This is a genomic window from Leptospira ilyithenensis (assembly GCF_004771005.1).
In the GTDB taxonomy this organism is placed as follows: domain Bacteria; phylum Spirochaetota; class Leptospiria; order Leptospirales; family Leptospiraceae; genus Leptospira_A; species Leptospira_A ilyithenensis.
The window spans coordinates 438240-464853 of the sequence record NZ_RQHV01000061.1; the positions used below are offsets into that span (position 1 = coordinate 438240).

A 26614-nucleotide genomic window follows, 5' to 3' on the forward strand; every position below is an offset into this window, starting at 1 on the left:
ATTTATCATTTAGTTAAAAATAGGGAATAATTTGTCCAATACCCAAGATATATTTGCAAAATCCTTACCCAAACTCTGGAAAGATTATGAAGCGAGACCGGAACAAGTTTCCATGGCTGTGGCTGTAGAGTCAGCTCTGTCGAAAGGGGAATCTTTGGCAGTCGAGGCGGGAACAGGAGTTGGAAAATCCCTCGCCTATTTGATTCCTGCCGCACTCTACTCCATTGAAAATGATTGTATCGTTGCCATTTCCACGGAAACAAAATCATTACAAGATCAGATCTTAAAAAAAGACATAGCACTTGTGAGTGAAGCAATTGGGCAGGAAGTTCGCGCTCATGTAGCTTTGGGAGCAAATAATTATCTTTGTAAAAGAAAATACGGCAAGATCATGGACCGAGGAGATTTCGGTCCGGAAATGGAAAAAGAAATCGATCAGTTCGTAAAATGGGAAAGGACAACGGAAACCGGAATTCGTTCCGAATATGAAGGTTTTGTCTCCGGATCTTTTTGGAATTCCATAGGTCGGGAGTCTGAGAATTGTTTGTCGAGAAATTGTCCCAATTTTTCCTCTTCTTATTATTTTTTGGAAAAAGAAAAATGGAAAAAAGCGAATATACTTATCATTAATCACCATTTGCTGGCGAGTCATTTGGCAGGGGATTTTCGGATTCTACCGCCTTTCCAACATTTGGTGATCGATGAAGCGCATTCTTTTCCCGAGGCAGTTGGAAAAGCATTCGGTTCCGAATTGAAATATGAACTATTGATCAACCTACTTCATTATCTTTACCATCCTGAAAAGAAAACCGGCTTTGCTTCCAAACTTCCTGACAAAAAGAAAGATATCGTCGCAGATGCCATTCAAAAGGCGGAGAGTTACGCTTCCGATTTTTTCCGATTGCTATTTTCTGAAATTCCTATGAATTTTCAATTTTCCTTCCGACATACTGCCCGAATCAAAGCGGACGACGGTGCTTTGGAAGATTCTTTGTACGATCTTTCCGAAATCTGTTTGGGAATGTTGGAAAAGTATAAAAAAGACAGCGATGATAACGATGAGAAAGAAATCGCCTTGGCTTTGGAAATGGTAGGCACGCAAACAAAAAAGGCCGCTGCTTTTGTGGAAGAGTTTCGTACGAAAAAGAATTCCAATTTGGTATTTTGGATAGAAGCTCCGAACCAGACCGCAAAAGACCGTTATTATCATTTGTATTCCCAACCCAAAAATACGGAAGAGATTTTGTCCAAATCCCTTTTCCCTAATATGGAATCGGTTGTAATGACTTCGGCAACTTTGTCCCCCACTCCCGGAAATTTTCAATATTTCCTGAAAGAGATCGGAACAAAGGATGTGCAAACGAAAACTCTCGCTTCTCCATTTGCATATAACACACATTCGGTTTTATTCGTTCCAAAACAGGTAGCGGATCCTGTTTCGGACCCCCGCCGAAATAAAATTGATGTTAGTTTTTGGGTTGAAAAACTGATCAACTTATCGAAGGGAGACGCTTTCGTATTATTCACTTCCAATAAACTGTTGAATGAAGTTTACGAAGATCTGGTGGACAAACTGGATTTCCCTCTTTTTTCCCAAGTCCATCTGGGACCGATCCAGGCAAAAAGGGAATTTATGCAGACGAGCCAAAGCGTATTATTCGGAGTTTCCAGTTTTTGGCAAGGAATCGATATCAAAGGTGACAAACTAAGAAATGTTATCATCACCAAGCTTCCCTTTCAGGTTCCTACAGAGCCTGTTTTGCAGGCGAAAATGGAGGATATGGAAAAAGAGGGAAAAAGTCCTTTTTGGGAAATGCAGGTACCTAAAACCTGCTTACTCCTCCGCCAAGGATTCGGAAGATTGATCCGTTCTTCTTTTGATACTGGGATGGTAAGCATTTTGGATCCAAGGGTACATACGAAATCCTATGGCAAAAATGTAATCCAAAGTCTTCCTAAAGGTGTTCCCGTTGTAACGGAATTCCCGGATCTGGAAAGAAAATTCAACAATCTACCGAAGATGAAAGTATGAATAGAAAAAGTTTTGTTCTGACAATCTTTACGATTCTATGTGTAGGATCCTTTTCCGGTTATGCGGAAAGTTCCGTAGACAGGGATTTTTTTCAAACCGAAATCAATTGGTATGAATTGACTGTCACTGCAAAAATCAACGAACCTTTGCCGAAAATCGTCTTTGATGAGGATGATCCCGATTTTGGAAAACCGGGAACTGCAACGAACAAAGGCAGATCGGATTTACTTGCCCGCAAAAAAGCGAAAGAGAAACTAAGAATGAGGCTCAGCCAAAGGATAGAGTCCTTATTTTTAAATTCGGATTATACTTTATTTGAATATTCGGGAAGTAATCCTTCCGTGCGAACTCGAATCAATTCCTTTATCAGTGAAGAAAAAGAAACTTATGATTTTCAACCTAAAAAAAATATTTTGGAATCAAAAGCCAGCCTTCATTTGGCAACAAAACAAGGGTTACTTGCTTATCTCCCTATGGAATACGGAACGGAAGAGATTCCTGTTTTCAACGAATCCGTGCTTCCTGTTGCTTTTTCGGGCCTTGTAGTCGATGCGAGACATTTGGATTTGCGTCAGTCCCTGTTTCCTAAGATTCAATCGGACAGAGGCCTTGATATTTATTCACCAGTGTATGTAAAAGAATCCTATGCAATCGAAACTGGTTACGTAATCTACAGAACTGATAATAACGAACGTTATTTGGAAAAGAGAGTGGGGAAAAATCCCTTTTTCGTTTTGGCTTTGGGATTGGCTGGCAAAAATCAGACCGATTTGATTTTACCAAGTGATGAGGTGGCTAAATTGCTTAGCCACCCTGATTCAAGAAAGAATCTTACACGTTGCAAAGTGATGATTTTAGTTTCGAAGTAAGGGATAGAAAGGTTTTCTCCGCTTTTTCGTATTCTCCGTGGAATAGATAAGCAAATCCCATATCTTCCAATTCTCTTGCGGTTAATTCGGAAACGTGGCTTTCCAGATTGCTGATTCTGGAAAATACAAGCGAGTAAGAGGATTTTTTTTCCTCAAAACTGGGAAGTTGCAATTTTCCCGGAATGTTTTCAAAGATTACATTCGCTTCCTTATGGCGGTCCAAAAACAACAAGGACATCCCTACCATCTTGTGCATTTCCAAGTCATTCAGAAGTTTGATGTTTTCACGAAACAATTTGATCACTTCTTCGTATTTTCGTAAGTGGTAAGTGCTTGTGATTTCTTCTTTGATAAAGGTTGTATCGTTGTATTTCTTTTTGTAGGCGCTTAGGATCGATTTTGCTTCCGCAAAGTTTTCCGATCTGAAGTAAATTTTGAGAGCCAGATTTACAATCGCATAACAGATAGGAGAGCTTCCCGAATTGAAATAAAGAGAAACCTGCTTTGCTGCCTCTTTGTCTTTTCCCATTCCGAAGTTTACCAGCGCCTCCACCATTGGAGATAAAACTGAAATTCCTTTAGGGCTGGGATTTATATTTTTCCCGGACACTTCAAAGAACGCTAGGAAACTAAGATGTTGTAGATAATGATTACTAGGGTTGTTTTTTGCCAAATAAAGGACTTCTTCATTGGAACCAACTTCGAACAGATCCCACGCTTCTTGCTCGATAGTAAGGTTTTGAACTTGTGTTGCTTGTTGCGCCATGGATCACCTCGCTATGGAGATGATCGGCTTTTTTGTAGCGATTCCCTGAAATAAATTTTTAAGGATGTAGTCTGTAAATCATTCTCGGAAAAGGAATGCATTCTCTTACATGGGGAAGTCCGCAAATCCATGCTAAAATGCGTTCTTGGCCCATTCCAAAGCCGGAATGGGGAACTGAGCCGAATTTACGAAGGTCCAAATACCAATCATAAGATTCAATCGGTAGGTTTTCTTCTTTGATCCGCTCTACAATTTTATCGTAACTTTCTTCTCTTTCCGATCCGCCTATGATTTCACCCACATCAGGTACTATTAAATCCGCACAAAGAACCGTTCTTAGGTCTTCCGGATTTTGTTTCATATAGAAAGCTTTGATGGCACGGGGATAATTTTTAATAAACAATGCGCTTTTGAAATGTTCAGTGAGAATCGCTTCTCTTTCCGCATTGATATCTTCTCCCCATTCTATAGTTTCCCCTTTGGATTGTAAGATGGAAATTGCTTCTGAATAGTTGATTTTGGGAAAGAAAGTTCGGACGGAGGCAAACAAGGAATCTACATCTCTCTCTAGGATTTGCAATTCAGGTAGGCATCTCTTTGCAACAGTTTCAACAAGGGTTCGGATGAAACGATCCTGGAAGGATATATTTTCTTCGTTGTTCAGAAATGCGGTTTCCGCTTCCAACATCCAAAATTCGGTCAGATGTCTCCTGGTTTTGCTTTTTTCCGCTCGGAATGTAGGGCCGAAGCAGTATACTTTGGAATGGGAAAAAGCGGCGGTTTCCAAATAGAGTTGTCCTGTCTGGGCCAGATAAGCTTGTCCTAAGTCAAAATATTCTGTGGAAAATAAGGTCCCTGCTGATTCGCCTACGGAACCGGTTAGAATCGGAGTATCGATCAAAGTGTATTCTTCGTTTCTGAAAAATTCACGGATGGCGAAGGAAAGCTCTGATCGGACTTTCAGGATCGCTATTTGTCGTTTGGAACGGAGCCAAAGATGCCGGTGGTTGTGCAAAAAATCCGGTCCGTGTTCTTTGGGGGTAATCGGATAGTTTCCGGAGGCTCCGATGATGTCAAAGGACTCAAGCACCAATTCCTTTCCCCCGGGAGCTTTGGGATTTTCCGAATGATAGCCTAAAATCCGTAAGGAAGTCTCCTGCGGGATGGTTTTTAGGAATTTGAAGGTTTCTTCCCCCAATTTTTCCTTTTCTATGACAACTTGGATGATCTTTCCATTGGTTCTGAATTGAAGGAATTGCACATGGTTGTTTCCTCGGATTCCGTGAACCCAGCCAAGGACTTCTTGGAATGATGAGGAGATAGGCGGAGTATTTTCTGCGAGCGTTGTCGAAGTATGGGACATGGATGGTTTTTCTGTTTGCCAGTTCGATTTTCTTTGAAATTTTGAACTTAACTGAATGAAATCTCCCACCCTACTCGACGGTAAAGCGATTTCCGCAAAGATTAAAGACGGAATCGCAAATGAACTTAAAAAACGAGGCCCAGGTAAAAACCCTCCGACTCTGGCCACCATTCTAGTCGGTGACAACCCGGCTTCCGAAACCTATGTAAGCATGAAGGTAAAGGCGTGCCATGCAGTGGGAATTCTTTCCAAATCCGTTCGCCTTCCCGAAGCGACAACCACTGAAGAGTTGTTAGCTGAAATTAATAAATTGAATGACGATCCTTCCGTTCACGGTATCCTTTTACAACACCCGGTTTCCCATGGGATTGACGAGCGGGCTTGTTTTGATGCAATCTTGCCTGAAAAAGATGTAGATGGTGTGACTACCAATTCATTCGGAAAACTTTCCATGAATAAGGCCGCTTATTTTCCATGCACTCCTTACGGAATGATTTTGCTTTTGCAGGAATACGGAATTGAAATTGCAGGCAAACACGCGGTAGTAGTAGGTCGATCACCTATCCTTGGTAAACCGATGGCGGTCATGTTGACCAATCTGGATGCAACAGTTACACTCTGTCATTCCAAAACAAAAGATCTTCCCGCACTTGTGAAACAAGCGGACATAGTGGTCGGTGCCGTGGGAAAACCCGAATTCATCCAAGCGGATTGGATCAAAGAGGGAGCAGTATTGCTTGATGCCGGTTATAATGTGGGCAATGTGGGAGACATTCAAATTTCAGTCGCAAAGGATAAGTCTTCTTATTATACACCGGTTCCCGGCGGAGTCGGGCCGATGACGATAGCAGTGTTGCTGCTCCAGACTTTATATTCCTATCAGGGAAAATTTTCACCACCGTTAGCCGGATAAAAATGCCACAACCAATTAGTTTCGATGAATGTTTTCAAACTTTTCCCAAACTGGATCCTCCAAGTGATTTGGAATCTTTTTGGAAGGAAGGTTTCCAAGAATTAAAAAAAGTTCCGATCAAAGCGACTTATAAAACCGTTTTGAAAGGTAGTTTTATCTGGGAATCGCTAAACGATGTTAGTTTCCAGGGAATTGGAAACTATACGATACACGGAAAACTTGCCATCCCCAGAAAAAGAGGAGATCGGCCGGTTGTTGTTTTTTTTCATGATTATCTCGCGCCTGAAGAAGAAATTCAGAAAGGTTATTCGGATTTGGGAGTGGCGCAGCTTCATATCACATTGCGCGGGCATGGAGAAGAAATGATCCAAGCTCCGATTGATCCGAATACAGGAAACAAACTGCCAAACTGGTCCCCAAATTATTTTGCAACCGGCCTCGATTCGAAAGAAGATTTTTATATGAGAAAACTCTACTTGGACGTGATTCGAACCATCGAGTTCCTGCGTTTGAGCGACGGAATCGATGGAGATCAGATCATCCTTCACGGAAAATCGCTCGGCTCCGCATTGTCTGTGTTTGGTGCTGCATTTACCGACAGAATCAAAGGTCTGATTTTAGAAACACCTTCTTTTTGTTATATTGACAAAGATCAACTTTCTTTGAAATCCAATGCTTGGGTCAGGGAAATGGCTCCTAGTTTGGAAAAGCGGGCAACGAAAAAGATAGATTATAAAAAAGAACTGGCCTACTTCGATGCTGTTTATTTTGCCAAAAAGATAAAAATACCCGCCTTATTTACTTGTGGAATGGAAGACAGTCTTTCTCATCCTAAGGCGATTTTTGCGTTATTCAATCATATGAATTGTGATAAGAGAATGCAGATTTATCCTACGGAAGGCAATGAAGCTGGAAAAGAAAAACAGCCGTTGGTAAATATCGAATTTGTAAAAGAAATCTTTCAGCTTTAGAATCTATGTCATTTCAGTTTTATAATTCCAAATCAGGGAAAAAAGAACCGTTCCTTCCCAAGGATCCGAATCGGGTTAAAATCTATTCCTGCGGTCCTACCGTTTATAATTTTGCACATTTAGGAAACATCAGATCCTTTCTTTTTGTGGACATTCTCAGGCGGGCTCTTCTTTCGGAAGGGTATGTTTTGGATCAATCAATGAATATAACCGATATTGATGATAAGATCATTAATGCGTCGATTGAAAAGAAACTTTCCGTAGAAGAAATCACCGCTCCCTGGACAAAATCTTTTTTCGAAGATTTAGAATCTTTGAATATTCAGAAATTGGAACATTATCCGAAAGCAACCGAATCCATTGAAGATATGGTCGATTTGGTTCACCGTTTACAAAACAATGGACTTGTTTATGAAAAAGACGGAAGCCTTTACTATTCCATTCAGAAGTTTAAAGGATACGGTGAATTGTCCAAAATCGACGTAGCCGGGATGAAATCAGGTGTTCGAAACGATGCCGACGAATATGAAAAAGACGATGTTCGTGATTTCGTACTTTGGAAAAATCAAAAATCAGACGGTGAAAAATCTTGGGATACCGATCTCGGAAAAGGCAGACCTGGCTGGCATTTGGAATGTTCCGCGATGATTCGGAAAGTATACGGATCGGGAGTGGACATTCATACCGGCGGGATTGATTTACTGTTCCCCCATCATGAAAATGAACATGCACAATCGCAAGGTGCTTACCCGGAAGAAGAGTTCGTAACAACCTGGCTTCATTGTGAACACTTATTAGTCGAAGGTGAAAAAATGTCCAAGAGTAAGGGAAATTTTTTTACATTACGCGATATTTTGGAAAAAGGATACGATAAAAAACAAATCCGTTATTTGTTAATCTCCTCTCATTACAGATCCAAACTTAATTTTTCTTTGGCAAAGCTGGAAGAAGCGAAACAAACTTTGGAGAGAATCCAAACCACTTTGTTTCGAGTTCTCGAAGTTTTGGATTATGTTTACGAGAAGCCAGCAGCCGTAAATATTCAAACTTTAAAAACAAAGATTGAAAATCAGAAAATCGTTCAGGCATTGAATGAATTTGAAACCGGGTTTTGTGATGATCTCAATCTTCCCAAGTCTTTGGGTTCTATGTTCGAATTTATCAAAGAAATCAATCAATCCTATGATAAGAATCTTTGGACTGGCAATGATCATTTGGAACTGGTTTATTATTTTCTATTTGTGGACTCCCTTTTGGGTGTGTTGAGTTTTGAAAAGGAAATGCAAGCACTTAGTTCGGAAGAGGAAAATGAAATCAATAGGCTCGTGGAAGAAAGAGGACTTGCGAAAAAAAATAAAAATTTTGCAAGAGCGGATGAAATTCGTAATATACTTAGTTCCCGCGGAATTCAGTTATTAGATACAAAAGAAGGAATCACTCAGTGGAAAAAAGTCCAGTAGACATACTCTTTGGAAAAAGGAATTTTTATGAATTCCTCGAATCATTGGAAAAGATGGTTCCTGAAAAAGGGGTAAAAACGATCAAAGAGATTTTGATCAAAGATTCCTTTAACCTGGAAGAAAAAAGAAAGATTCAAACTTTTGTTCCCCCCAACATAAAGATAACGACTGTAAGTGGAAGAGAATTGGATAGGATCGCCAGTGATAAAAATCACCAGGGATACGTGATCATTCGGACCAAACAAAAGTCGTTTCAGTCGCAGAGTTGGGAACAGTTTAAATCGGCTGTAGAATCGGGAGAAGGTCCGATTCTGATTTTGGACCGGATCCAAGATCCGGGAAACTTGGGAAATATTCTGAGAACGGCAGAGTGTTTCGGAGTGAAGCACGTTCTAATGTCAGATCGGGACACAAGTCCTATTACTCCCGTTGTGGAAAAATCTTCCGCAGGTGCCATTCACCATTTGAATATATTCAGAGTTTCTAATTTAGCTCAAAGCCTTGAGTATTTAAAGAAAAATGAATATTGGATCATGGCGACTGACGAGGAAGGTTCTGAAGAAATCTGGGAAACGTTGCCTGAGCCCGAAAATTTGGCGATTATATTGGGAAATGAAGGAGAAGGTGTCAAAAAGATACTTCTGGAAAATTCCGATTATATTGCGAGAATCGGACTTCACGGATCGGTATCTTCCTTGAATGTTGTGGTGGCATGTGGTATTACTTTAGATAGAGTTGTAAATGGTTGAGAGTTTCACATATGTATCTGAAACGTTTTATATTTCTTTTTTTTAGTTTATGTTTTTTGAATCAATGTATCTACGATTTTTATAAAAAGGAATTTGAAACGGATAAAGATTCGAATCGTTTCTTTTTGTTAGCTGCCCTGGGATTGATCTCCAATCCGAATCACAAACTTTTTCAATTCCTTCCCGCTACGTCCAGAAATTTAAAAAATGAACAATTCATAGATTCTTATTTTTCCGAAAAAAACAACGGACGACCTAAAATTATTTTCATTCACGGATGGAATCCGGCAGAAAGAGATTCGGATCCGGTTCCGGGTGATTCTAAAAAAATTGAAAATATCCAAAACACGTTTAGGAATGGGATCATTCATTATCAGGAAAATATAAGTTCCGCGAAAGATAAGTATGAATTGTTTCTATATACTTATCGTACTTCCAGCAGTGTTTTGTTTAACGGCCAGAATTTCGCTTCGGTTTTGAAAAGTGCATTCAAAAAGGACGATAAAATCATAGTGATCGCCCATTCTATGGGCGGGATTGTTACCAGAAGTGCCATGTTGTCTTCCGATTATGAATCGGGGATGATCGACGGGGTGGTCACTTTGGCTTCTCCCCAGTACGGATCTCCTTTTGCTACGCCGAATTTTTCAGACGATCCGTTACTGAAAAATTTGGTTTCTTATCTCACCGAAACATTGGGAGGAAAGGATCTTCGTCATACGAACAAAGGGACAGGTCAAATAACGATTAACGGTTCGGAAAATGATACTTTGGATTATATCAATACCAACCTAACGGATAACTCCAGATTTATTTCTTATTACGGTGTACTAAACGGATGCTCAGGAAATGAAGCTTTCTATTATGCAACCGGCTGCCAGATATTAAGTTCTACGAACCCGGGCTTTTCTGCAAATGACGGAATTGTTCCTGAAAATAGTGCGATTTTGGGTGGACTAACCCGCAAACAGTTGAAGTTTACGGGTTACGATCATTCAATGATGGCATTTCAAACCAATGATGTGGACGACTTGAAAAGTTTGGCTTTGTTCCAAGCAGTCATCGTGAGCGTTGACGAGCTATTAGCTTTACCCTAATCTAGCCAGCTAGTATATGTTAGTCTTTGATTGCTTTTCGGATGGAGATTCCCATCAGCGGCAAACTGAATAGAAATATGATCAAAGAGGCCGCCAAATTCTCCCGGTTCCAAAATAAAGACTGAATGCTGTAAAGTCCGCTAAAGATCAGTAAAATTCCTGAAAATACCCCCAAAAGAGAATAAACCAAATGATTCGGATATTCTTTCAGCTGTATTTCGGTTGATAGTTTATTGGTAAGTCCTTTCCAGAATAGAATCGGTGGTTTTGTTTTATTATAAAATTCTAATAGAACCGTTGGAGAGGTTCCTGGAAGTATTCTCGTGCTTGCAAGTAGCACAATTACACTGGAAACGGAAGTGCACAAAATGGAATAAGGAAAAGGAATTTTTAAGATAACCGAGTAAATTATATAAAAGAAAGGTGAGACAAAGAGCGCCAGAATTTCGGTAAAAGCCGAGATCCTCCAATAATACCATCTTGCTATGAGCACAAAACCGATTCCTGAAGACGCTTCCAGTAAAAATACCCAGGCACCTTTGATCGTATCCATTCCGAAAAGTGCAAGTAACAAAGATAAAATGCCAGTCAGGACTTGGATGAAATAAGATACTTTTAGGTAATAACTATCATCTTTTGATTTTTGGAGAATCGGTTTCCAAAGATCGACTACCAAATATGAAGCACCCCAATTGAGATGGGTGGCAAGTGTGGATAAGTAGGCCGCAAGAAACGCACTTAATAACAAACCTTTCATTCCAGGGAATGAAATTTCATTTAAGATCAGTAGAAAACCTTTTCCGCTTTCTTCGGGACTTAAAAAAGGGAAAAGAATCAGAGATGCGATCGCTACCAAAATCCAAGGCCATGGTCTTAGAAAATAATGGGCGAATACAAACCATAAGGAACTTTTGAAAGCTGATTTTTCATCACTTGTGGATAAAATCCTCTGCGCAATATATCCCCCTCCTCCCGGTTCTGCTCCAGGATACCAACTTGACCACCAAAGGACGGTTAGCATAATCAAAAAATGATCAAAAGGCAAACCGGAATCTGATGTAAAGGATGGAAAAAAATAGAATGTAGAGGTTGGTAATTTGTCTTTTAATCCCGACAAACCCCCGATAGAGGGAAGATCCAGGACTTGCCAGGCATAAATCAAACACCCTCCCCAGGCTAAAAAAAACTGAAATACATCTATATACGAAATTCCGCGAAGGCCAGCAATTGAAGTGTAAATAATTCCAATAAACAAAAGTAATGCGAGTAGGAGTCCGCTGGAATACTCCGGAAAAAAAACCTGAAGTATCTTTAACATTGCCAAGTTGACCCAGCCCAAGATCACTAAATTCAGAAATAGCCCGATAAATACTGATTTGAATCCTCTTAAATACAAAGCTTCTTTGCCTGAGTATCTAATTTGTATCAGCTCGAGGTCAGTTGTGGCGCCGGATCGTTTCCATAACTTGGAAAAAAAGAATACTGTAACAAATCCACCGATTGCCATATACCACCAAATCCAATTTCCCGAAATACCGTTGTTACGAACGATTTCAGTGACTGCAAGAGGAGTATCAGCGGCAAAGGTCGTGGCAACCATTGCAGTGCCCGCAACAAACCAGGACATTTTACCTTCAGCTTGAAAATAGTTTTTCAGATTGGGCTTACTTAGTTTTGCAGAATATACTAATATTCCTAAAATGATTAGGAAGGGAGAAACAAAAAGAATTGTGTCAAAAAAAGAAAATAGGATCATAGACGAACTTTAATGCCCATCTCTCTCATCGTTTGTTTGGTCTCTTTGATGGAATACTCTCCGAAATGAAAGATAGATGCGGCTAATACCGCATCAGCGCCTCCCCGAAGAATCGCTTCGGACATATGTTCGGGATTCCCCGCTCCACCGGATGCGATTACGGGAATGCTCAGGTTGGAAGTGAATTGTTTGAGTAGACTTATATCAAATCCGTCTTTGGTTCCGTCTTTGTCCATTGATGTTAAGAGTATTTCACCTGCTCCCAGTTCTGCGGCTTCCAAGCCCCATTCCAAAGCATCTCTTCCTGTTTCGGTCCGCCCACCGTTCAGATACACTTCAAAACGTTTTCTTTCCTGATTGTATTTTGAATCGATGGCACATACGATACATTGGGAGCCGTATATCTGACTGGATTCGGTTAATAAGGCAGGTCTTTGGAATGCGGCTGTATTGATGGAAACTTTGTCAGCACCTTTGTTCAATACAGATCGAACGTCGTCTAACGTGCGTATTCCCCCACCGACTGTAAAAGGAATGAAGATTTTACTCGCAACTTCTTCCACAAGATTCAGTAAAATATCCCTTTTATCGCTTGATGCTGTTATATCCAAAAAACAAAGTTCGTCGGCATGATTGGATTCGTAAGCAATGGCGCAGGAAACCGGATCACCAGCATCCACAAGGTTTACAAAATTGACCCCTTTTACGACTCTCCCTGCTTTGATATCTAAACAGGGAATTACACGTTTGGTTAGCTCGTCCATCTTATTGAATTTTTGAAGGCAGAGTAATTGTCGTATCAGGCAATTGGGCTAAGGAACTTGCAAAGGAAAGGAGAGATTCTTCTTCAAAATGGGACGTAGTCAATTGCATTCCAATGGGAAGTCCGTTCTCATCTATACCTGCAGGACAACTGATCGCAGGAACTCCTGCCAAGTTAACACTCGTTGTAAGAACGTCGGCGAGATACATTTGAATCGGATCTTTTGTTTTTTCACCGATTTTAAAAGCGGTTGTAGGGGAAGTCGGCTGCAAGATTACATCCACTTCCTTAAAAAAAGAATCATATTGTTTTCGAATCATCACTCTTGCTTTTTGGGCTTTTCCGTAATAAGCATCGTAATAACCGGAACTCAAGGAAAATGTACCTAACAGAATTCTTCGTTTTACTTCATCTCCGAACCCTTTGGATCTGGATTCTACATATAGATCTTCCAACTTGCCGCTGCTTCCTTCCACTCTCAGTCCATAACGGATTCCATCAAACCTGGATAAGTTGGAAGAACATTCCGCAGTTGCAATCAGATAATAAATGGGAATCGAGTAGCTGAATACGGAAAAATCCAATTCTTTTAAAATTGCCCCTTCTTTTTCCAGGTTCTTTTTCATATCTTCGTATTTTTTGAGAACGCTTGGCGACCAATCGGATGCTTTGTTCGTAGGCATCACACCGACTTTCACGCCTTTCCATGATTTGGGTTTCACATTTGTGCTTGAAAAGGATTTCCCTGTAACGGTTGTTTGGTCTTTTTCGTCCCTTCCGTTCAATACCGAAAACAAATCCACAACACCTTGGATGTCATTGGAAAACGGACCGATTTGGTCCAAGCTTGATGCATATGCAACCAGACCATATCTTGAAATTCTTCCGTAGGTGGGTTTCAATCCCCAGATTCCGCATAGGGAAGCCGGTTGACGGATTGATCCTCCTGTGTCCGAACCCAATGCAATTGGAACCATTCCCGCTGAAACAGCTGCCGCCGAACCGCCGCTAGATCCTCCGGGAATTCTTGTGGTATCGAAAGGATTGGTGGTAGTTTGAAATGCGCTGTTTTCCGTAGAAGAACCCATGGCGAATTCATCCATATTGGTTCTGGGTAAAAATACGAAACCTTTGTCTTTTAATCTTGAAATTACGGTTGCATCATAAGGTGATCTGAAGTTTTCCAAAATTTTGGAACAACAGGAAGTGATTTCTCCCGATACACAGATATTGTCTTTAGTTGCGACAGGGATTCCGTCGAATTCGGAAATTGTTTTTCCAGATCTTCTTCTCTCATCACTAATTTTTGCCTGGTTAGTTGCTTTTTCCCGATTTGTTTCAAGAAATGCTTTGATTTTTGGTTGCGACTCATCAATCCGATCGTAATAGGAGTTTACCAAATCGACGGAAGAAAAATCCCCTTTTCCTAGACCTTCTTTGATTTTTGAATAGGATAATTTGAATAATTCTTTCATGTTTCGATTACCTGCGGAACAACAACATAACCGTTCTCATACGAAGGTGCGATTTTCGCCAGATCTTCGCGGCGTAAAGCATTTTCCGCTATGTCCTTTCTCAATACTTGCATTGTTTGACCGTAGATTTCATCGTCGCCGATGGAGGATGTATCCAGATTTTTTATCTCGTCCACGTATTTTACTATTCTGGAAAAGTCATCTAACATACCTTCGATCTCATTGTCATTGATACTGAGTTTTGAAAGTCCCGCAATTGTCCTTAACTGTTTTTCATCCATAAATCTTTTTCCTTTTAGTATGCATTTCTATCAACAACCGCTTTCCATGGAGTGAGTATGATAATTTTAATATCGAATATCAAACTCCAGTTTTCTATATAATAAATATCCGCTTCAATCCGTTTTTCTATGGAAGTGTCTCCGCGCAGACCCTGCACCTGTGCCCAACCTGTAATTCCTGCCTTTGCCGCATGTCTTCTCATATATTGATGATGTTCCGTTTGGAATTTTTCAACATAAAACGGTCGTTCCGGTCTCGGACCCACGACAGACATATCTCCGAATAACACGTTGAAAAATTGGGGAGTTTCGTCTAACGATAGTTTTCGTAAAATCGCACCGACTCTGGTAACTCTCGGGTCGTCTTTAGTCGTCCAGAGAGTATCCGAATCCGATTTTTTTTGAACGATCATGGAACGGAATTTCATCATTCCGAATATCCGATTGTCCAACCCGATACGCTCTTGTTTATAAAAAACAGGTCCGGGACTGCTTAGTTTTACAAGAATACTGATAAGCAGATAAAAAGGACTGAAGAATACGATAAATAACAGAGAGAATGCGATATCAAAACCTCTTTTGATCGCACGATTGTATCCCAGTCGGAGAGGTATGTTTCGTATTGAAATAATGGGAATCCCATCGATGATTTCCGTTCTTCCTTTTGCAGTGATGATTTCTTCGTAACTTGGGATTACTTTCAAGTCGATCCCGTAGTAATCGGAAGTATCGATTACTTCTTTCAGATAATCCCCTTCTTCATGGGAAAATGCATAAACAATCAAATCCACTTCATTTGATTTTACATAGTCCTCCAGTTTTTTTACATTTCCGAGGATTTGGTATTCGGATTTTTCTATGTTCAAAGAAACTTTTCCGGTAAAAAGTCCTTTGACTACATATCCGTAAATAGAATGTTTTTGAATCGAATCGGCGAAATTCTTGGCGGACTTCCCCGTTCCGATCACTATCACGGAACGTAAATTATATCCTTTCTTCCTAAGTACACGTAAGATCCCTCTCAATACCAAATGAGCAAGACTGATACTGATGATAGCACCTAGCGCAAAATAGGTGATAACTAATCTCGAAAAACTTTCTCCACGGATAAAGAACAATAGAGCCAATACGAATACTAAATTTAACCCTACTCCCGAAACGATTCCGAAAAATTCGTCGGTAAAGGAAAGCCCTCTTCTGGGATGATACAAGTCAATAGATAAGAACGAAATGATTTGAGTAATTGCGAGTACAATCGCTAAAATCAGATAGCTCGTTCCGTCGATTACCTGTCTTTGGAATTCGGAATCATCCAAAAGATAATAACGGATAAAAAACGAAATTCCAAAACTGAATCCTGCGATGAACAGATCGGTAAATAGAAACAATAATTTAAAGGATTGGCTTCTTTCTTTCAGCATTATTGCGACTCCGAGGAAACTCCGGTAGTACTACCATCTAGTGGTCGTTTTCTGAATCTATACAATCTTATCCTTGTAGCCGTTGACGGTGCTGATTCTCCGAAACTGAAGTTTGTCAGGTTGACTGAAAAATAAACGGATTGATCGTAAAATGTTAATTGGTTGTTTCCACTGAGTCCACCCGGCAATGCACGTAAGTTCATACTGTAACCAAGCCTATATTCCCAGTTGTGAAGATCCAATTTAAAGGTCATCATGAATCTATTTATATTGAAAACCGCCTTTTGCCTTTTGTCCTGCCCTTGTAGTCCGGTTCCCGCTGCGGTATCTTCCCAAATCGTTGTTTGGTCGTAATTGGTTCCCGTTTGTGATGTATAAAGTTCCGGCGTGGTGGAAAGCGCATAAAACTGCCCTTGCGCAAGTGCGGTTAATCGCCAAGGCTCTGTTACACGAGAATCAAGTTCCAACTCTATACCAGCATATCTGGAAATTTTTGTATCTGTACGAAAGAAAAAGCGGTAACTATCCAGATAATTGTCTTTATAAACATGATACCATGTAGAACCGACTTCCAAACTTCGAAATGCACGTACGATCGGCCAGGAAAAACCGCCCATTTTATAAGACAGTGTTAAGTTATTAGAAAGAGGACGATTTTGAGGAGTATGATGAACATAATCGTTGTTGATAAAAATTCCCGAATAGAAATTTCTCTTACGTTCCAGTAAACTAGGTCTTCTTGTTTTGAATCCGTCAACGAAGTCGATGAATCCTCCGATTCTCATAACGGTATAATACCATCTTTGCGTGTTTGAAATTCCAGGATTGTATTCGGAAGAAATGTTTCTCAAGTCACGGATCGTTCGAAGAGATACATCCCAGTCGCTCAGCGCATAACTTTCCAATGCAAATTCAGCTTCATGCTGGCGCACTGTTCCTAAAACCGGATCTTTTAGTTCCGCCTTTGGTGCGTCAAGTTTTCTGTATGTTGTGCTGAAAAAGATTTCCGGAATACCGATTCTTGCTGTGTGTGCCTGGCGGACATATTGATAGGATTGTTGTTTTAGTATATTTGCATATGCTTTGTTTGTTTGTATGTCAGGACTGTTTGAATCCGTTCCGCTTCCGGGAAATTCAACAGTTTGTTTTTGTGCTCCCGCATAGATGGATGGAGTGAACGACGCATAAGTTCCGAGAGCGATGGGAGATCTGAATCCTGTTTCCCCGAGCACCATCGTTTGAGTCCTAAGAACGTAATCTTTGTATTGACCGTTGATATCGGTGGTATTCGTGTAAGGAATCTTTGACTGAGTCGGTGCTCCGTACAACCGGTTGATATTGGTTTGAAAAGTCAAGTCCCAATAGATCGGACTGTTCCAATAAGGAGTCGCTCCTACTTGTGTTGAATTTCGAATGGTAACACTGGGAAGACCGTCTTGTGCCGCAAAATACTTGTTTGCCTGCAGTTGGTAGAGCATCGTTCTGCTAAGGCCCATATGAACGCTCAAGTCACCTCTGTTTTCAGTGTAATTCAAAGTCCAGTTTAATAGGTTTCTTATATTCCCATACCTTACATCTCTTTGTGTAAATAGAGATTGAATCGAATTGGATGGTTCATACCGGTTTCCGAATTCGTAATTGTATCTGTAATTGCTGTAATTCTCATATATCAGTTGTAAGTTTTTAGTTACATCTTTATTAAAGTCATTTGATTTTGCATTGATCCTGAACTCTCCCTTCCACCAAGGATCATAATCAACACCCGTATTTCTGTATGGCAGTCCCAGGTTTGGAAATTGTTCTCCCCGATCTACAGTATTTGTGACTGCGGCATTTCCAATTCCGAAGTTTTTGAATCTGTCTTCGTATACGCTGGTAATCGCGTTCTTTTTGTAATTTGCATAACCCATATTGATATTGTAATTTAAGTTAGGTGATACCTTCCAAAGTTCCAGGTTGACGGCTTGTCCCGTTTTTTCATAAAGATCGAACCGGAACTTATAACCGTTTGCGAGGAATATGGAGTTGGGATAAGGATCGGACCACTGGTAGCTGTTTTGCATAAACCAGCCCTGTGTATTGTTTTTACCCATTTGCACCATCCATCCGTTCCCGGATTCCGAATTGTACAAAAAGGGAAGAAAGAACATTGGCGTTCCGCCTACCTTATATGTTACCATATATGCCACAACGGATTTGTCGTCATGGATCATAATCTTTTTTGCCTGAAATGATTCGTGAGGAAGTTCCGCATTACAAGCCGTAAAGTATCCCATTTCCAAAAGATAACGTTTTTCATCCAAACGTTTGAGCTTTTGCCCTATGAAAAAAGAAGGATAAACACTTAGTTTCGAATTATAAACGACACCTTGGTTCAATTTGATATCGTATAGAAATCTTTCTCCGTTTACTTTTGCCTGACCGTCCCGGTATTCAACTCCACCTTCAGCATATATCTCCTGCCTGGCCGAATCGATAGATACCGAATCCGCCTCCAATTCTCCGTCCCGGATCTTGAGTTTTACTTTTCCACGTAGAACAAGAACCCCGCCTTGGGTCTTATCGATATTGAGCAATTGTCCTTCCGCAGCATTTTGGATTTGAATGGGAGATTCTTTTTTCTTCTGTGCTCCTAAAATACTTTCCTGGGTGATTTCAGGCGCGAGAGGAGGAACCAAGGCTTCCCTCAAACGTTCCCTTTTTATATAGATAGTTCCTTGGTGATTCAAACCTAAATTACGAAGTGTGTCGTCAACTTCCCTATCCGTCATTGTATCAACCGATTTCTGGACCAAATTTCTTTGAATGGATTGAGTGGTTGCCTTTCTTTCTTCGTCTTGGGGGTTTGTTTTGGGACCGGCAAAATCAGGAAATAATAGTTTTAACCCTTCCGTATCTTGCGAATGCAATTGAGGTGAGTAAGTAAATCCCAAGATCAAAAAGAAAATAAGTAGGTATTGGCGCACGAGGAAAGAATGCTTTGGAAGTATAGAACGACGATTTCAACTCTTGCCAAAAAATCAATGGGAAAAGCAAATCCGCAACTTTTCTGCCAGTGAAAACCTATAAAATGATCCTGATAAATTTGACAAAAATGCCAGAAAAGGGTTTGCATCCGGGCTCAAAACGGACATAATTTCTATGCAAAAGTCCGAGACTTTCGGGAGAGTTTTCATGCTCAAAACATATTCAGGGGAAAGAATTCCTGGAACGGTCAATTACCATGTTTATGTTCACGAAGGAAAAAACAAACGGCCCATTTTCATAGACAACCAGTTAAAATTGGAAGATTTGAGATTCGATTCCGACCTGGGACTTAGAAATGAAATCCTATATCGGATTTGTCTAGCCATTTTGTTTGATTACTCAGGGGATCTTGAGTTGACAGAGTCTTATTTTCGGGACTTTAAAAAGAATATTGAGCGCTTGCTTTGCGAAGATCATTGGTTGATTCATTCTGCAAGGATTGAGGTTTTTCTGGGATCCATCTATGAAGATAATGTAACGGAAAGTGATGTGAAAGAGACTGACAAAAAAAATTGGAAAGGAATTAAATCCAAAGTCATTTGAATTAGTTTTTTTCCGAAAGGTAAAATTTGATAATCCAAAGTCCACCGTCTGCCAGTTCTTTCCTTTCCAATTTTCCTTTATGTTCTTCAATCAGATTGCGGGTGATATCCAAACTATTTTGGTCAGGTATAAGTTTGGAAGGATCTATTTTTCCATTATCAATGATTTGAATTTTTATGATTTTTTCAACCTCTGTCTCTTCCCATTGGAGTTGGACAGAAATTTTTCTATCAGTGCTTTCGGTATTGTTTAAAATTCTTCCGCGAGCATCTTGCAATAGATTCAAAAACACCTGTTTTATTTTTTGACTTTGGCAAAAATAAAGAGGAAGTTTTTCCGATTCGATTTCACATTGGATTCCTTCTTTTAAAAAATACTGATGGAGAAAGGATCTGGTCTCCAACATGATTTGATAAAGATCGGAATATGTAAGTATAGTGGAAGTAGTTTGCGAATAAGAGACAAGATTTTTTATGATCTTTGCAATCCTCTCCGACTCGCTGCTGATTTTTCTGGCATGTTCCTGAATGGATTTTTGACCGGTTTTAGAGGTTTCTTTTGCAATCAGTTCCGCAAGGTTTAAAATCGATGTGAGCGGATTGTTGATATCATGGGAAATACTTGCGGCAACAAGGCCGATTGTTTCCCATTTTTGAGTTTCGGATAATTTGTTTTGAAAATCCTTCAACTGTTTTTGGATGCGTGATTTATAAATCGCCATTTCCACAGATATGTATAAGTCACGACTGTTAAACGGTTTGATCAGATATCCGAACGGTTCCGTGGACTTGGCCCGGTCCAAAGTGGAATCATCAGAATACGCGGTCAGGTAAATAATGGGAAGATCTTTTCTTCTTTTTATGATCTTTGCGGCTTCGATTCCGTCCATTTCTCCGTTTAACATGATATCCATGAGAACCAAATCGAATAACTCGTTGTCAACGCAGTCAATGGCGGCCTGGCCTTCCGATACGTATTCGGAAGAGTAACCGAATTGTTTCAGAGTGGAACAGATATTGATGGCAATGATCCGCTCGTCTTCAACAACGAGAACCCTCTTGGGGGAAGTTTGGGAAACGAGGTCGGTTACCATAGAATTAAGGGAGCATTTTATCTAAGTCTGATTTTTCTAGTTTGTCAATCGAATCAAAAATAAAAACATGATACCAGTGAAAAAAGAGACCACATTGAATTCTGCGCAAAAAGAAGCGGCTCTTTTGACCGGCTTTCCCGTTTTAGTCATTGCAGGAGCGGGTACAGGTAAAACGAACACTTTAGTACATCGTCTTCTTCATTTAGTTCAGTCGGGAGAGGACCCCAAATCCTTGTTGCTGCTAACATTCACAAGGCGAGCAGCTAAGGAGATGTTACAAAGAGCTTCCGCTTTACTGGACACCCGGATGAACTCGGTAACGGGGGGAACTTTTCATTCTTTTTGCCATCTTTTTCTTAGAAAATACATTCAGATACTCGGATATTCACCCAATTTTTCCATTCTTGACGAAGAAGATGCCATTCAACTAACAGGAATGGCCCGTGATTCAGTTTTGATGCAAAAACAAACCAAACGTTTCCCAAAAAAAGAAACACTTCATGAGATATTATCATCTTCCTTCAACAACCAAATCTCAATTGAAAAAGTTCTGACAAAAGACTATTCCCAATTTCTTTCGCAAATCAAAGAGATTCAAACGATCAAAGAAAAATACGAATCCCTGAAAATACAAAATCAATCGGTGGATTTCGACGATTTATTGGGACTTACAAGACAAATATTAGTAGAAAATGAGAATATTCGAAAGTATTTATCCGGAGTATACAAACATATTTTAGTGGATGAATATCAGGATACAAATAGAATCCAGGCACATATTGCCTGTTTACTTGCGAGTATCCACGAAAACATAATGGTCGTGGGAGACGATGCCCAATGTATTTACGGATTCAGAGGGGCGAATGTCCGCAATATTCTGGATTTTCCCAAAATATTTCCGAATGCTAAAAAAATAACTTTGGAAGAAAATTACAGAAGTTCCTCTCCTATTTTACATCTTGCAAATTCCGCCTTATCCAAGTTTGTTGAAAAATATGATAAAAATCTTTTCACAAAGAAAGAGACTCCTTCTAAAAAACCGGTCTATATGAAATTGACCAACGGTGAAAAGGAAGCTGTTTTCATTTCTGAAAACATTCTGGAACAAAACGAATCCGGAATCGTCTTTAAGGATATTGCCATTCTTGTACGCTCCGGATGGCATGCCAATCTGATCGAGCTGGAATTGAATCACAAGGGTATACCCTATCGTAAGTTTGGTGGTAGGAAATTTTTGGAACAATCCCATATCAAGGATGTGATTTCCTATCTGAAAGTTCTACTCAATGCGAAAGACTGGCTTTCCTGGAATCGCATTTTAAATCTGGAACCCGGGGTTGGACCAAAACAAACGGGTTTGTTTTTAAACCTTTTGCAAAAAGATTCTCTTGAATTGGAAAATCTTTTCTGGAAGGAGGATTCTTTTTGGATCGGTTTTCAAAATGAAGCAAAATCAAATATTTCAAAATTATTGGATCGATTGCTTCAAATTGGCAAAGGCGGGCCGATTTCTCCGCCGAAAGCCTTGGAAAGTATTTTGGAATACTACCTACCTCTTTTGGAACAGATTTACGACGATTCCAAAAAGAGATCGGATGATTTGGAATCCTTGAATTTGCTCACCAAAGAATATGCCGAGCTTTCCGATTATTTGGGTTTTCTTAGTCTTGAGACAACGGAATCTTTGTTAGATTCCCCTGACAAGGACAGGGAAGAAGAAGGATATGTTACGGTTAGTACGGTTCATTCTGCGAAAGGGCTAGAATGGAAAGTAGTATATTTTGTCCATCTTTTGGAGGGACAGCTTCCTTCGAATTGGATTCGCACTGTGGAAGATCTGGAAGAAGAAAGAAGATTGTTTTATGTGGGGATCACTCGGGCCAAAGAAGAACTTTATCTCACTGCCCCTCTTCAGCTGGAGAAAAAAAACATTCAATTTCAATCTGTTACACGATTTTTATCCGAATTGGAAAACTTGGATGAATTGGTGGAAACGAGAGAATATGATAATAAACCTTCCGATGCAATCAAGCCCGAAAATATGCAAAAACAAGGCAGATTTCAGGACATTCAAAATTACTTTTTGAATTGATTTTCTATTTTTTTTTAAGTTCAATATTGGATAGTTCGGAGGTTTTCATGAAATCACTCTTTTGGAAGAGGACATTATCACTACTTATTTTCGGTTCTTTTTTTTATTTCATTTCTTGTTCTTCCACTCCCAAAGAGGGAGAGGCAAACAAAGAAGGTACGGAACAATCCAGCCGAAGTGTTGAAAACATAGACGTACAAGATCCAAATAAACAAGATTCTAATGAAAAGAAATTCGGTTGTGTGGAGGGAGATTGCGTTAACGGAATCGGAAAATATATCTATGAGAACGGTGATATTTACCAAGGTTCTTTCAAAAATGATCAAAGAGAAGGACAAGGTAATTTTGTTTATACCGACGGAGAAAAATTCTCAGGCATTTACAAAGAAGACAAAAGATCCGGTCCCGGGGAATACCAATTCAAAAATGGAGACAAATACATCGGAGAGTTTAAGGACGGAGGGATCAACGGAAAAGGAACTTATAGTTTCAAAGACGGCAAATCATTGAACGGGGATTTTTCGAATGATGGAATGGAAGGAACAGGAACTCTGATCGAGGACGGAAAACCTCGCAACTGCAAAATACAAGCCAGAAAACTTCTTTGTGAATAAACTAAGATCCCTTAGAACCTTTCCCGAAGATGCTCGGGAAAGGGAATCATTTACAATTTACAATTAGGTTGTTTTCCGTTCGACTTTGCTATCTGGTATTTCTGCAAAGATTCTGACATTTTTTCATTCAGTTGTTTGATTCTGGTTTCATCGGAAGGATGAGTGGAAAGAAATTCATTTGTTTTGCTTCCACCGAGAGCACTCATATTTTTCCATAAGGTAACGCTTTCCCTCGGATCAAAGCCTGCTTTCGACATGATATCAAGTCCTACGATATCCGCTTCCGATTCATGCGTTCTCGAAAACGGCAACAAAACTCCATACTGCATTCCCGCTCCAAGCACACCAGCAGCCTGCTCCTTACCCAATGCCTTGACAATAGATTGTGCCCCGCCTGCAATTTGGTTTTGAGAAACTCTTTCATTGCCATGTCTTGCGATCACATGACCGATTTCATGTCCTAAAACTGCTGCTAGTTGGTCTACAGTTTTTGCCACTGGTAAAATACCTGTGTGCACCCCGATTTTTCCACCCGGCAATGCGAATGCATTCGGTGTACTGTCCCGAAAGACCACGACTTCCCATGATTCCACCCCAGTCTCGTCTTCCGTAACTTGTAATTCCGCATTTACAATGCAGTTTACATAACGATTGACTGCTTCGCCGGTATCGATGGGAGTTTTCTTTTTCATTTCTTCAAATGCTTGCACTCCCATCGTGTTCATGTCGGGGTCTTTGACAAGTAACAGTTGTTTTCTTCCAGTGGGCGAGGTTTGGCAGCCCAACACAAAAACGACAGTAGCGGAATAAAATAAGCTCTTATAATTCATATTCTCTCTTCTTTATTTTGTTTTTAAAAATCAGCTGATGGGTTTGAAGTTTTGCATGAACTCTTTAGCCTCTTGCAATGCCATCGGTTTTGCAATCAAATACCCTTGTATCATATCGCATTTATAATCTGCAAGTAAATCAAATTGGGTTTTGTCCTCCACTCCTTCCGCAATGACCTTTAAGCCCAAATCATGTGCCATATGAATGATGGAAATCAAAAGCAAAGCTTCTTTGGACCCGGGGACAACATTGTTCAGAAATGATTTATCCATTTTTACTATGGAAAGAGGAAGTTTTTCCAGATAGGAGAGGGAAGAAAATCCGGTTCCAAAGTCGTCCAAAGCGATTTTTACTCCCAAATCCCTCAAATTGGAAAGTATGGGAATGGTTTCATTCATATTTTTCATTGCAAGACTTTCAGTGATTTCCACTTGCAAAGAACTGAAAGGAATTCCTGTTTTATTATGAACATCCACGATCCAATGAAATATATTCTGGTGTTGGAAAACTTCGGCCGAAAGATTGATCGCAACCGAAACCTTGTCGGTAACAAATGAAACTTCGTTTACGAACAAGCAAGAATCATCTAATACGTATTTGGTGAGAGGAACGATGAGGCCCGAATCTTCCGCCATCGGGATGAAATCAACGGGAGGAACCAGCCCCTTTTTGGGATGTTTCCAGCGAACCAGCGCTTCCCAGTGCCCTATTTCTTTTTCTTTCAAATCATAAATCGGTTGGTAATAGACTACAAATTCATTTCTTTCGATTGCTTTCTTTAAATCGTTTTGTATTTCCAACTGGTAGTGGATTTTTTCCTGCATGGTCTGCGAAAAGATGGAAACAGTTCCGATTTTACTTTCTTTGGAATGGAACATTGCAATTTCAGCATTCTTTAAAATATCTTCCGCTTCTTTTCCCGCCATACCGAATGCTGCAATCCCCGAAGAGGCTGTCAGATAGATTTCATATCCGTTATAAGGAATTATTTCTTTCAGGTAGTCCAAAAGTTTATTTGCAAAATCATTTGCTTCGTTCAGAGACAAAAAGTCTACAACAAGCACTGCAAATGTATCCGCACCTAGTCTGGTGACCGTTGCGTTACTGCCGGAAACGGATTCTATTCTTTTTGCATAGATACGAAGGATATCATCTCCGGATCCGTTTCCCAGAGAATTGTTGATTCGTTTGAAATTGTCGATATTAACGGAGACAACGATGGGAAATCCTTTTGAGCTTAAATTGTATTCTGATATTTTTTGCTCGATCCTTACGAGAAAAAGAGCCCTGTTCGGTAAACCTGTTAGGCTGTCATAAAATGCATCATGTGTTAGCTGGTCTTCCGCCAGTTTACGATCGGTAATGTCGTGATGAATGGCAATGTATTGAAAAATGGATCCGTCCTGTGCGGAGAAAGGGACAATCGTAGTATCTACCCAATAGAAGGTACCGTCTTTCTTGGTATTTTTGATTTCTCCTCTCCATACCCTGCCTTTTTGGATCACTTCCCACATCTCTTTCCATTCTTCCAGAGTTTTTTCATCGGACTTTAGAATCCTATGAGAATGACCTACAAGTTCCTCTTTCCGATAGCCTGATACTATGGAAAATTTTTCATTCACATAAGTGATGATTCCGCTCGCATCTGTTATCGAAACGATCGTGGCTTGGTCTAAAGCAAATTTTTGGAATTGGATTTCACGTAACGAATCGCCTAGATAATTGGTAGTAATTTCTTTTTCCCGTCTGTAAACCAGTTCCCTTCTCTCTCTTTCCAAAACAAGTGGGAGTCGGAACAAACTGGAATATTCTATGATATCGGCAGCCCCCGCTCGCATAACCTGAAGCGCATTACCTAATACAGCTTCTTTTGCAACTACAATGAATGGAATATCCAGTTTTTTTTCTCTAAGATCGGATAATAGGTCCTGAGGCGTTTTTCCATCCTGCCAATCCATGCTGCAGACAATGGCATCCCAATCTTCCTCGACCACCCTCTCCTCCCAATCCTTCCAAGAAGAGACTACCTGGTAAAGAGGGGAAAAGCCGTGTGTTTTGATCTCTCGAATCAGTCGAAATACTTCTTGAGTGTCTGATTCTACAACGAGCAGACTGAGTGGGCTTCCCATATCCTAATAAGATAAAATTTATCGATTAGAATCAACCTTAAGATTAAAATTCTACTGGAAAACGATTTGATTTTTAAGAAACTAGTACCCAATAAAACTGTGCACCCGAAATTGTTTGATTCTACCTATCTAAGGAAAACTCATCTGGAAAATGAGCTGAAAAGAATGCTCCAGGAAATCGGGGATTTGAATTATCACGATTTGAACGATTATGATAAAGGAGGGTTTGATGGTTACAATCAAGCTCTCACTGAAATTCTAAAGAAATTAAGAACTTAGTCAAATACCTAATCTAGGAAAGGTTAGATATCTCTTTACAGTTTCGTACAAAAAGTCTTTACAAATTTGGGATGGTTGACGAGACTAATA

22 protein-coding genes are annotated in these 26614 nt (G+C 40.0%); 11 read left to right on the forward strand and 11 right to left on the reverse strand.

All coding sequences use genetic code 11. The features are described from left to right. Positions 1 to 31 precede the first annotated feature (31 nt). Entirely contained in the window at positions 32 to 2032 is a 2001-nt protein-coding gene (locus EHS11_RS15450) for an ATP-dependent DNA helicase (RefSeq protein WP_246047937.1), read from the forward strand. Next, positions 2029 to 2901, forward strand: a complete 873-nt coding sequence (locus EHS11_RS15455; protein WP_135765263.1) for a hypothetical protein — start codon at positions 2029 to 2031, stop codon at positions 2899 to 2901. Before EHS11_RS15450 ends, EHS11_RS15455 begins: the two co-directional genes overlap by 4 nt. Here EHS11_RS15455 and EHS11_RS15460 read toward each other — a convergent pair. Both EHS11_RS15460 and asnS read right to left on the reverse strand, forming a co-directional pair. Next, on the reverse strand, positions 2864 to 3667 hold the full coding sequence (locus EHS11_RS15460) for a hypothetical protein (protein ID WP_135765264.1): 804 nt from the start codon (positions 3665 to 3667) through the stop codon (positions 2864 to 2866). The genes EHS11_RS15455 and EHS11_RS15460 overlap by 38 nt on opposite strands. A gap of 58 nt (positions 3668 to 3725) precedes the next feature. Beyond that, a complete protein-coding gene (gene asnS / locus EHS11_RS15465) occupies positions 3726 to 5030 on the reverse strand; it encodes an asparagine--tRNA ligase (RefSeq protein ID WP_135765265.1) in 1305 nt (434 codons plus the stop codon). Between the two features lie 55 nt (positions 5031 to 5085). Between asnS and EHS11_RS15470 the strand changes: the two genes are divergently transcribed. The 5 genes from EHS11_RS15470 to EHS11_RS15490 are packed head-to-tail and all read left to right on the forward strand — an operon-like array spanning position 5086 to position 10220. Further along, the gene (locus tag EHS11_RS15470) at positions 5086 to 5943 is read left to right on the forward strand and encodes a tetrahydrofolate dehydrogenase/cyclohydrolase catalytic domain-containing protein (protein ID WP_135765266.1); all 858 of its coding nucleotides are present in this window, start codon (positions 5086 to 5088) and stop codon (positions 5941 to 5943) included. A 2-nt stretch (positions 5944 to 5945) separates the two neighbouring features. Further along, positions 5946 to 6914: an acetylxylan esterase gene (locus tag EHS11_RS15475; protein WP_135765267.1), complete on the forward strand. Its 969-nt coding sequence runs from the start codon at positions 5946 to 5948 to the stop codon at positions 6912 to 6914. A 5-nt stretch (positions 6915 to 6919) separates the two neighbouring features. Then, complete coding sequence (gene cysS / locus EHS11_RS15480) at positions 6920 to 8374, forward strand: cysteine--tRNA ligase (RefSeq protein ID WP_135765268.1); 1455 nt, start codon at positions 6920 to 6922, stop codon at positions 8372 to 8374. Then, positions 8356 to 9123, forward strand: a complete 768-nt coding sequence (gene rlmB, locus EHS11_RS15485; protein WP_135765269.1) for a 23S rRNA (guanosine(2251)-2'-O)-methyltransferase RlmB — start codon at positions 8356 to 8358, stop codon at positions 9121 to 9123. Before cysS ends, rlmB begins: the two co-directional genes overlap by 19 nt. Before the next feature lie 56 nt (positions 9124 to 9179). Beyond that, a complete protein-coding gene (locus EHS11_RS15490) occupies positions 9180 to 10220 on the forward strand; it encodes an esterase/lipase family protein (RefSeq protein WP_246047939.1) in 1041 nt (346 codons plus the stop codon). Positions 10221 to 10239: 19 nt separating this feature from the next. On the opposite strand, the gene EHS11_RS15495 is transcribed toward EHS11_RS15490, so the two are convergent. From EHS11_RS15495 to EHS11_RS15520, 6 genes are read right to left on the reverse strand one after another with little or no spacing between them, the layout of a single operon-like run. Beyond that, positions 10240 to 11976: a sodium:solute symporter family protein gene (locus EHS11_RS15495; RefSeq protein WP_135765271.1), complete on the reverse strand. Its 1737-nt coding sequence runs from the start codon at positions 11974 to 11976 to the stop codon at positions 10240 to 10242. Next, entirely contained in the window at positions 11973 to 12740 is a 768-nt protein-coding gene (gene hisF / locus EHS11_RS15500) for an imidazole glycerol phosphate synthase subunit HisF (RefSeq protein ID WP_135765272.1), read from the reverse strand. Before hisF ends, EHS11_RS15495 begins: the two co-directional genes overlap by 4 nt. Position 12741: 1 nt before the next feature. Next, positions 12742 to 14214 carry an Asp-tRNA(Asn)/Glu-tRNA(Gln) amidotransferase subunit GatA gene (gene gatA / locus EHS11_RS15505; RefSeq protein WP_135765273.1) on the reverse strand — a complete coding sequence of 491 codons (1473 nt, stop codon included), beginning with the start codon at positions 14212 to 14214 and terminating at the stop codon, positions 12742 to 12744. After that, entirely contained in the window at positions 14211 to 14495 is a 285-nt protein-coding gene (gene gatC, locus EHS11_RS15510; RefSeq protein WP_135765274.1) for an Asp-tRNA(Asn)/Glu-tRNA(Gln) amidotransferase subunit GatC, read from the reverse strand. The genes gatA and gatC overlap by 4 nt, the downstream gene beginning before the upstream one ends. A gap of 14 nt (positions 14496 to 14509) precedes the next feature. Further along, positions 14510 to 15916, reverse strand: a complete 1407-nt coding sequence (locus EHS11_RS15515; protein WP_135765275.1) for an undecaprenyl-phosphate glucose phosphotransferase — start codon at positions 15914 to 15916, stop codon at positions 14510 to 14512. After that, on the reverse strand, positions 15916 to 18864 hold the full coding sequence (locus tag EHS11_RS15520) for an LPS-assembly protein LptD (protein ID WP_135765504.1): 2949 nt from the start codon (positions 18862 to 18864) through the stop codon (positions 15916 to 15918). The genes EHS11_RS15515 and EHS11_RS15520 overlap by 1 nt, the downstream gene beginning before the upstream one ends. Before the next feature lie 226 nt (positions 18865 to 19090). Here EHS11_RS15520 and EHS11_RS15525 point away from each other — a divergent pair, with 226 nt between their 5' ends. Further along, positions 19091 to 19486, forward strand: a complete 396-nt coding sequence (locus tag EHS11_RS15525; protein WP_135765276.1) for a hypothetical protein — start codon at positions 19091 to 19093, stop codon at positions 19484 to 19486. Between the two features lies 1 nt (position 19487). On the opposite strand, the gene EHS11_RS15530 is transcribed toward EHS11_RS15525, so the two are convergent. Beyond that, positions 19488 to 20579: a response regulator gene (locus EHS11_RS15530; RefSeq protein ID WP_135765277.1), complete on the reverse strand. Its 1092-nt coding sequence runs from the start codon at positions 20577 to 20579 to the stop codon at positions 19488 to 19490. Positions 20580 to 20646: 67 nt separating this feature from the next. Between EHS11_RS15530 and EHS11_RS15535 the strand changes: the two genes are divergently transcribed. Both EHS11_RS15535 and EHS11_RS15540 read left to right on the forward strand, forming a co-directional pair. After that, positions 20647 to 22671: an ATP-dependent helicase gene (locus EHS11_RS15535; protein ID WP_135765278.1), complete on the forward strand. Its 2025-nt coding sequence runs from the start codon at positions 20647 to 20649 to the stop codon at positions 22669 to 22671. Between the two features lie 47 nt (positions 22672 to 22718). Next, positions 22719 to 23285, forward strand: a complete 567-nt coding sequence (locus tag EHS11_RS15540) for an MORN repeat-containing protein (protein ID WP_135765279.1) — start codon at positions 22719 to 22721, stop codon at positions 23283 to 23285. Between the two features lie 50 nt (positions 23286 to 23335). Here EHS11_RS15540 and EHS11_RS15545 read toward each other — a convergent pair whose 3' ends face one another. Together EHS11_RS15545 and EHS11_RS15550 are read right to left on the reverse strand one after the other, a co-directional pair. Continuing rightward, positions 23336 to 24115 carry a M48 family metallopeptidase gene (locus EHS11_RS15545; RefSeq protein WP_135765280.1) on the reverse strand — a complete coding sequence of 260 codons (780 nt, stop codon included), beginning with the start codon at positions 24113 to 24115 and terminating at the stop codon, positions 23336 to 23338. Between the two features lie 30 nt (positions 24116 to 24145). Then, entirely contained in the window at positions 24146 to 26245 is a 2100-nt protein-coding gene (locus EHS11_RS15550) for a GGDEF/EAL domain-containing response regulator (RefSeq protein ID WP_135765281.1), read from the reverse strand. Positions 26246 to 26311: 66 nt separating this feature from the next. Between EHS11_RS15550 and EHS11_RS15555 the strand changes: the two genes are divergently transcribed. Then, positions 26312 to 26524 (forward strand): hypothetical protein, encoded by a 213-nt coding sequence (locus EHS11_RS15555; RefSeq protein ID WP_425460593.1) that lies wholly within the window; start codon positions 26312 to 26314, stop codon positions 26522 to 26524. Positions 26525 to 26614 lie beyond the last annotated feature (90 nt).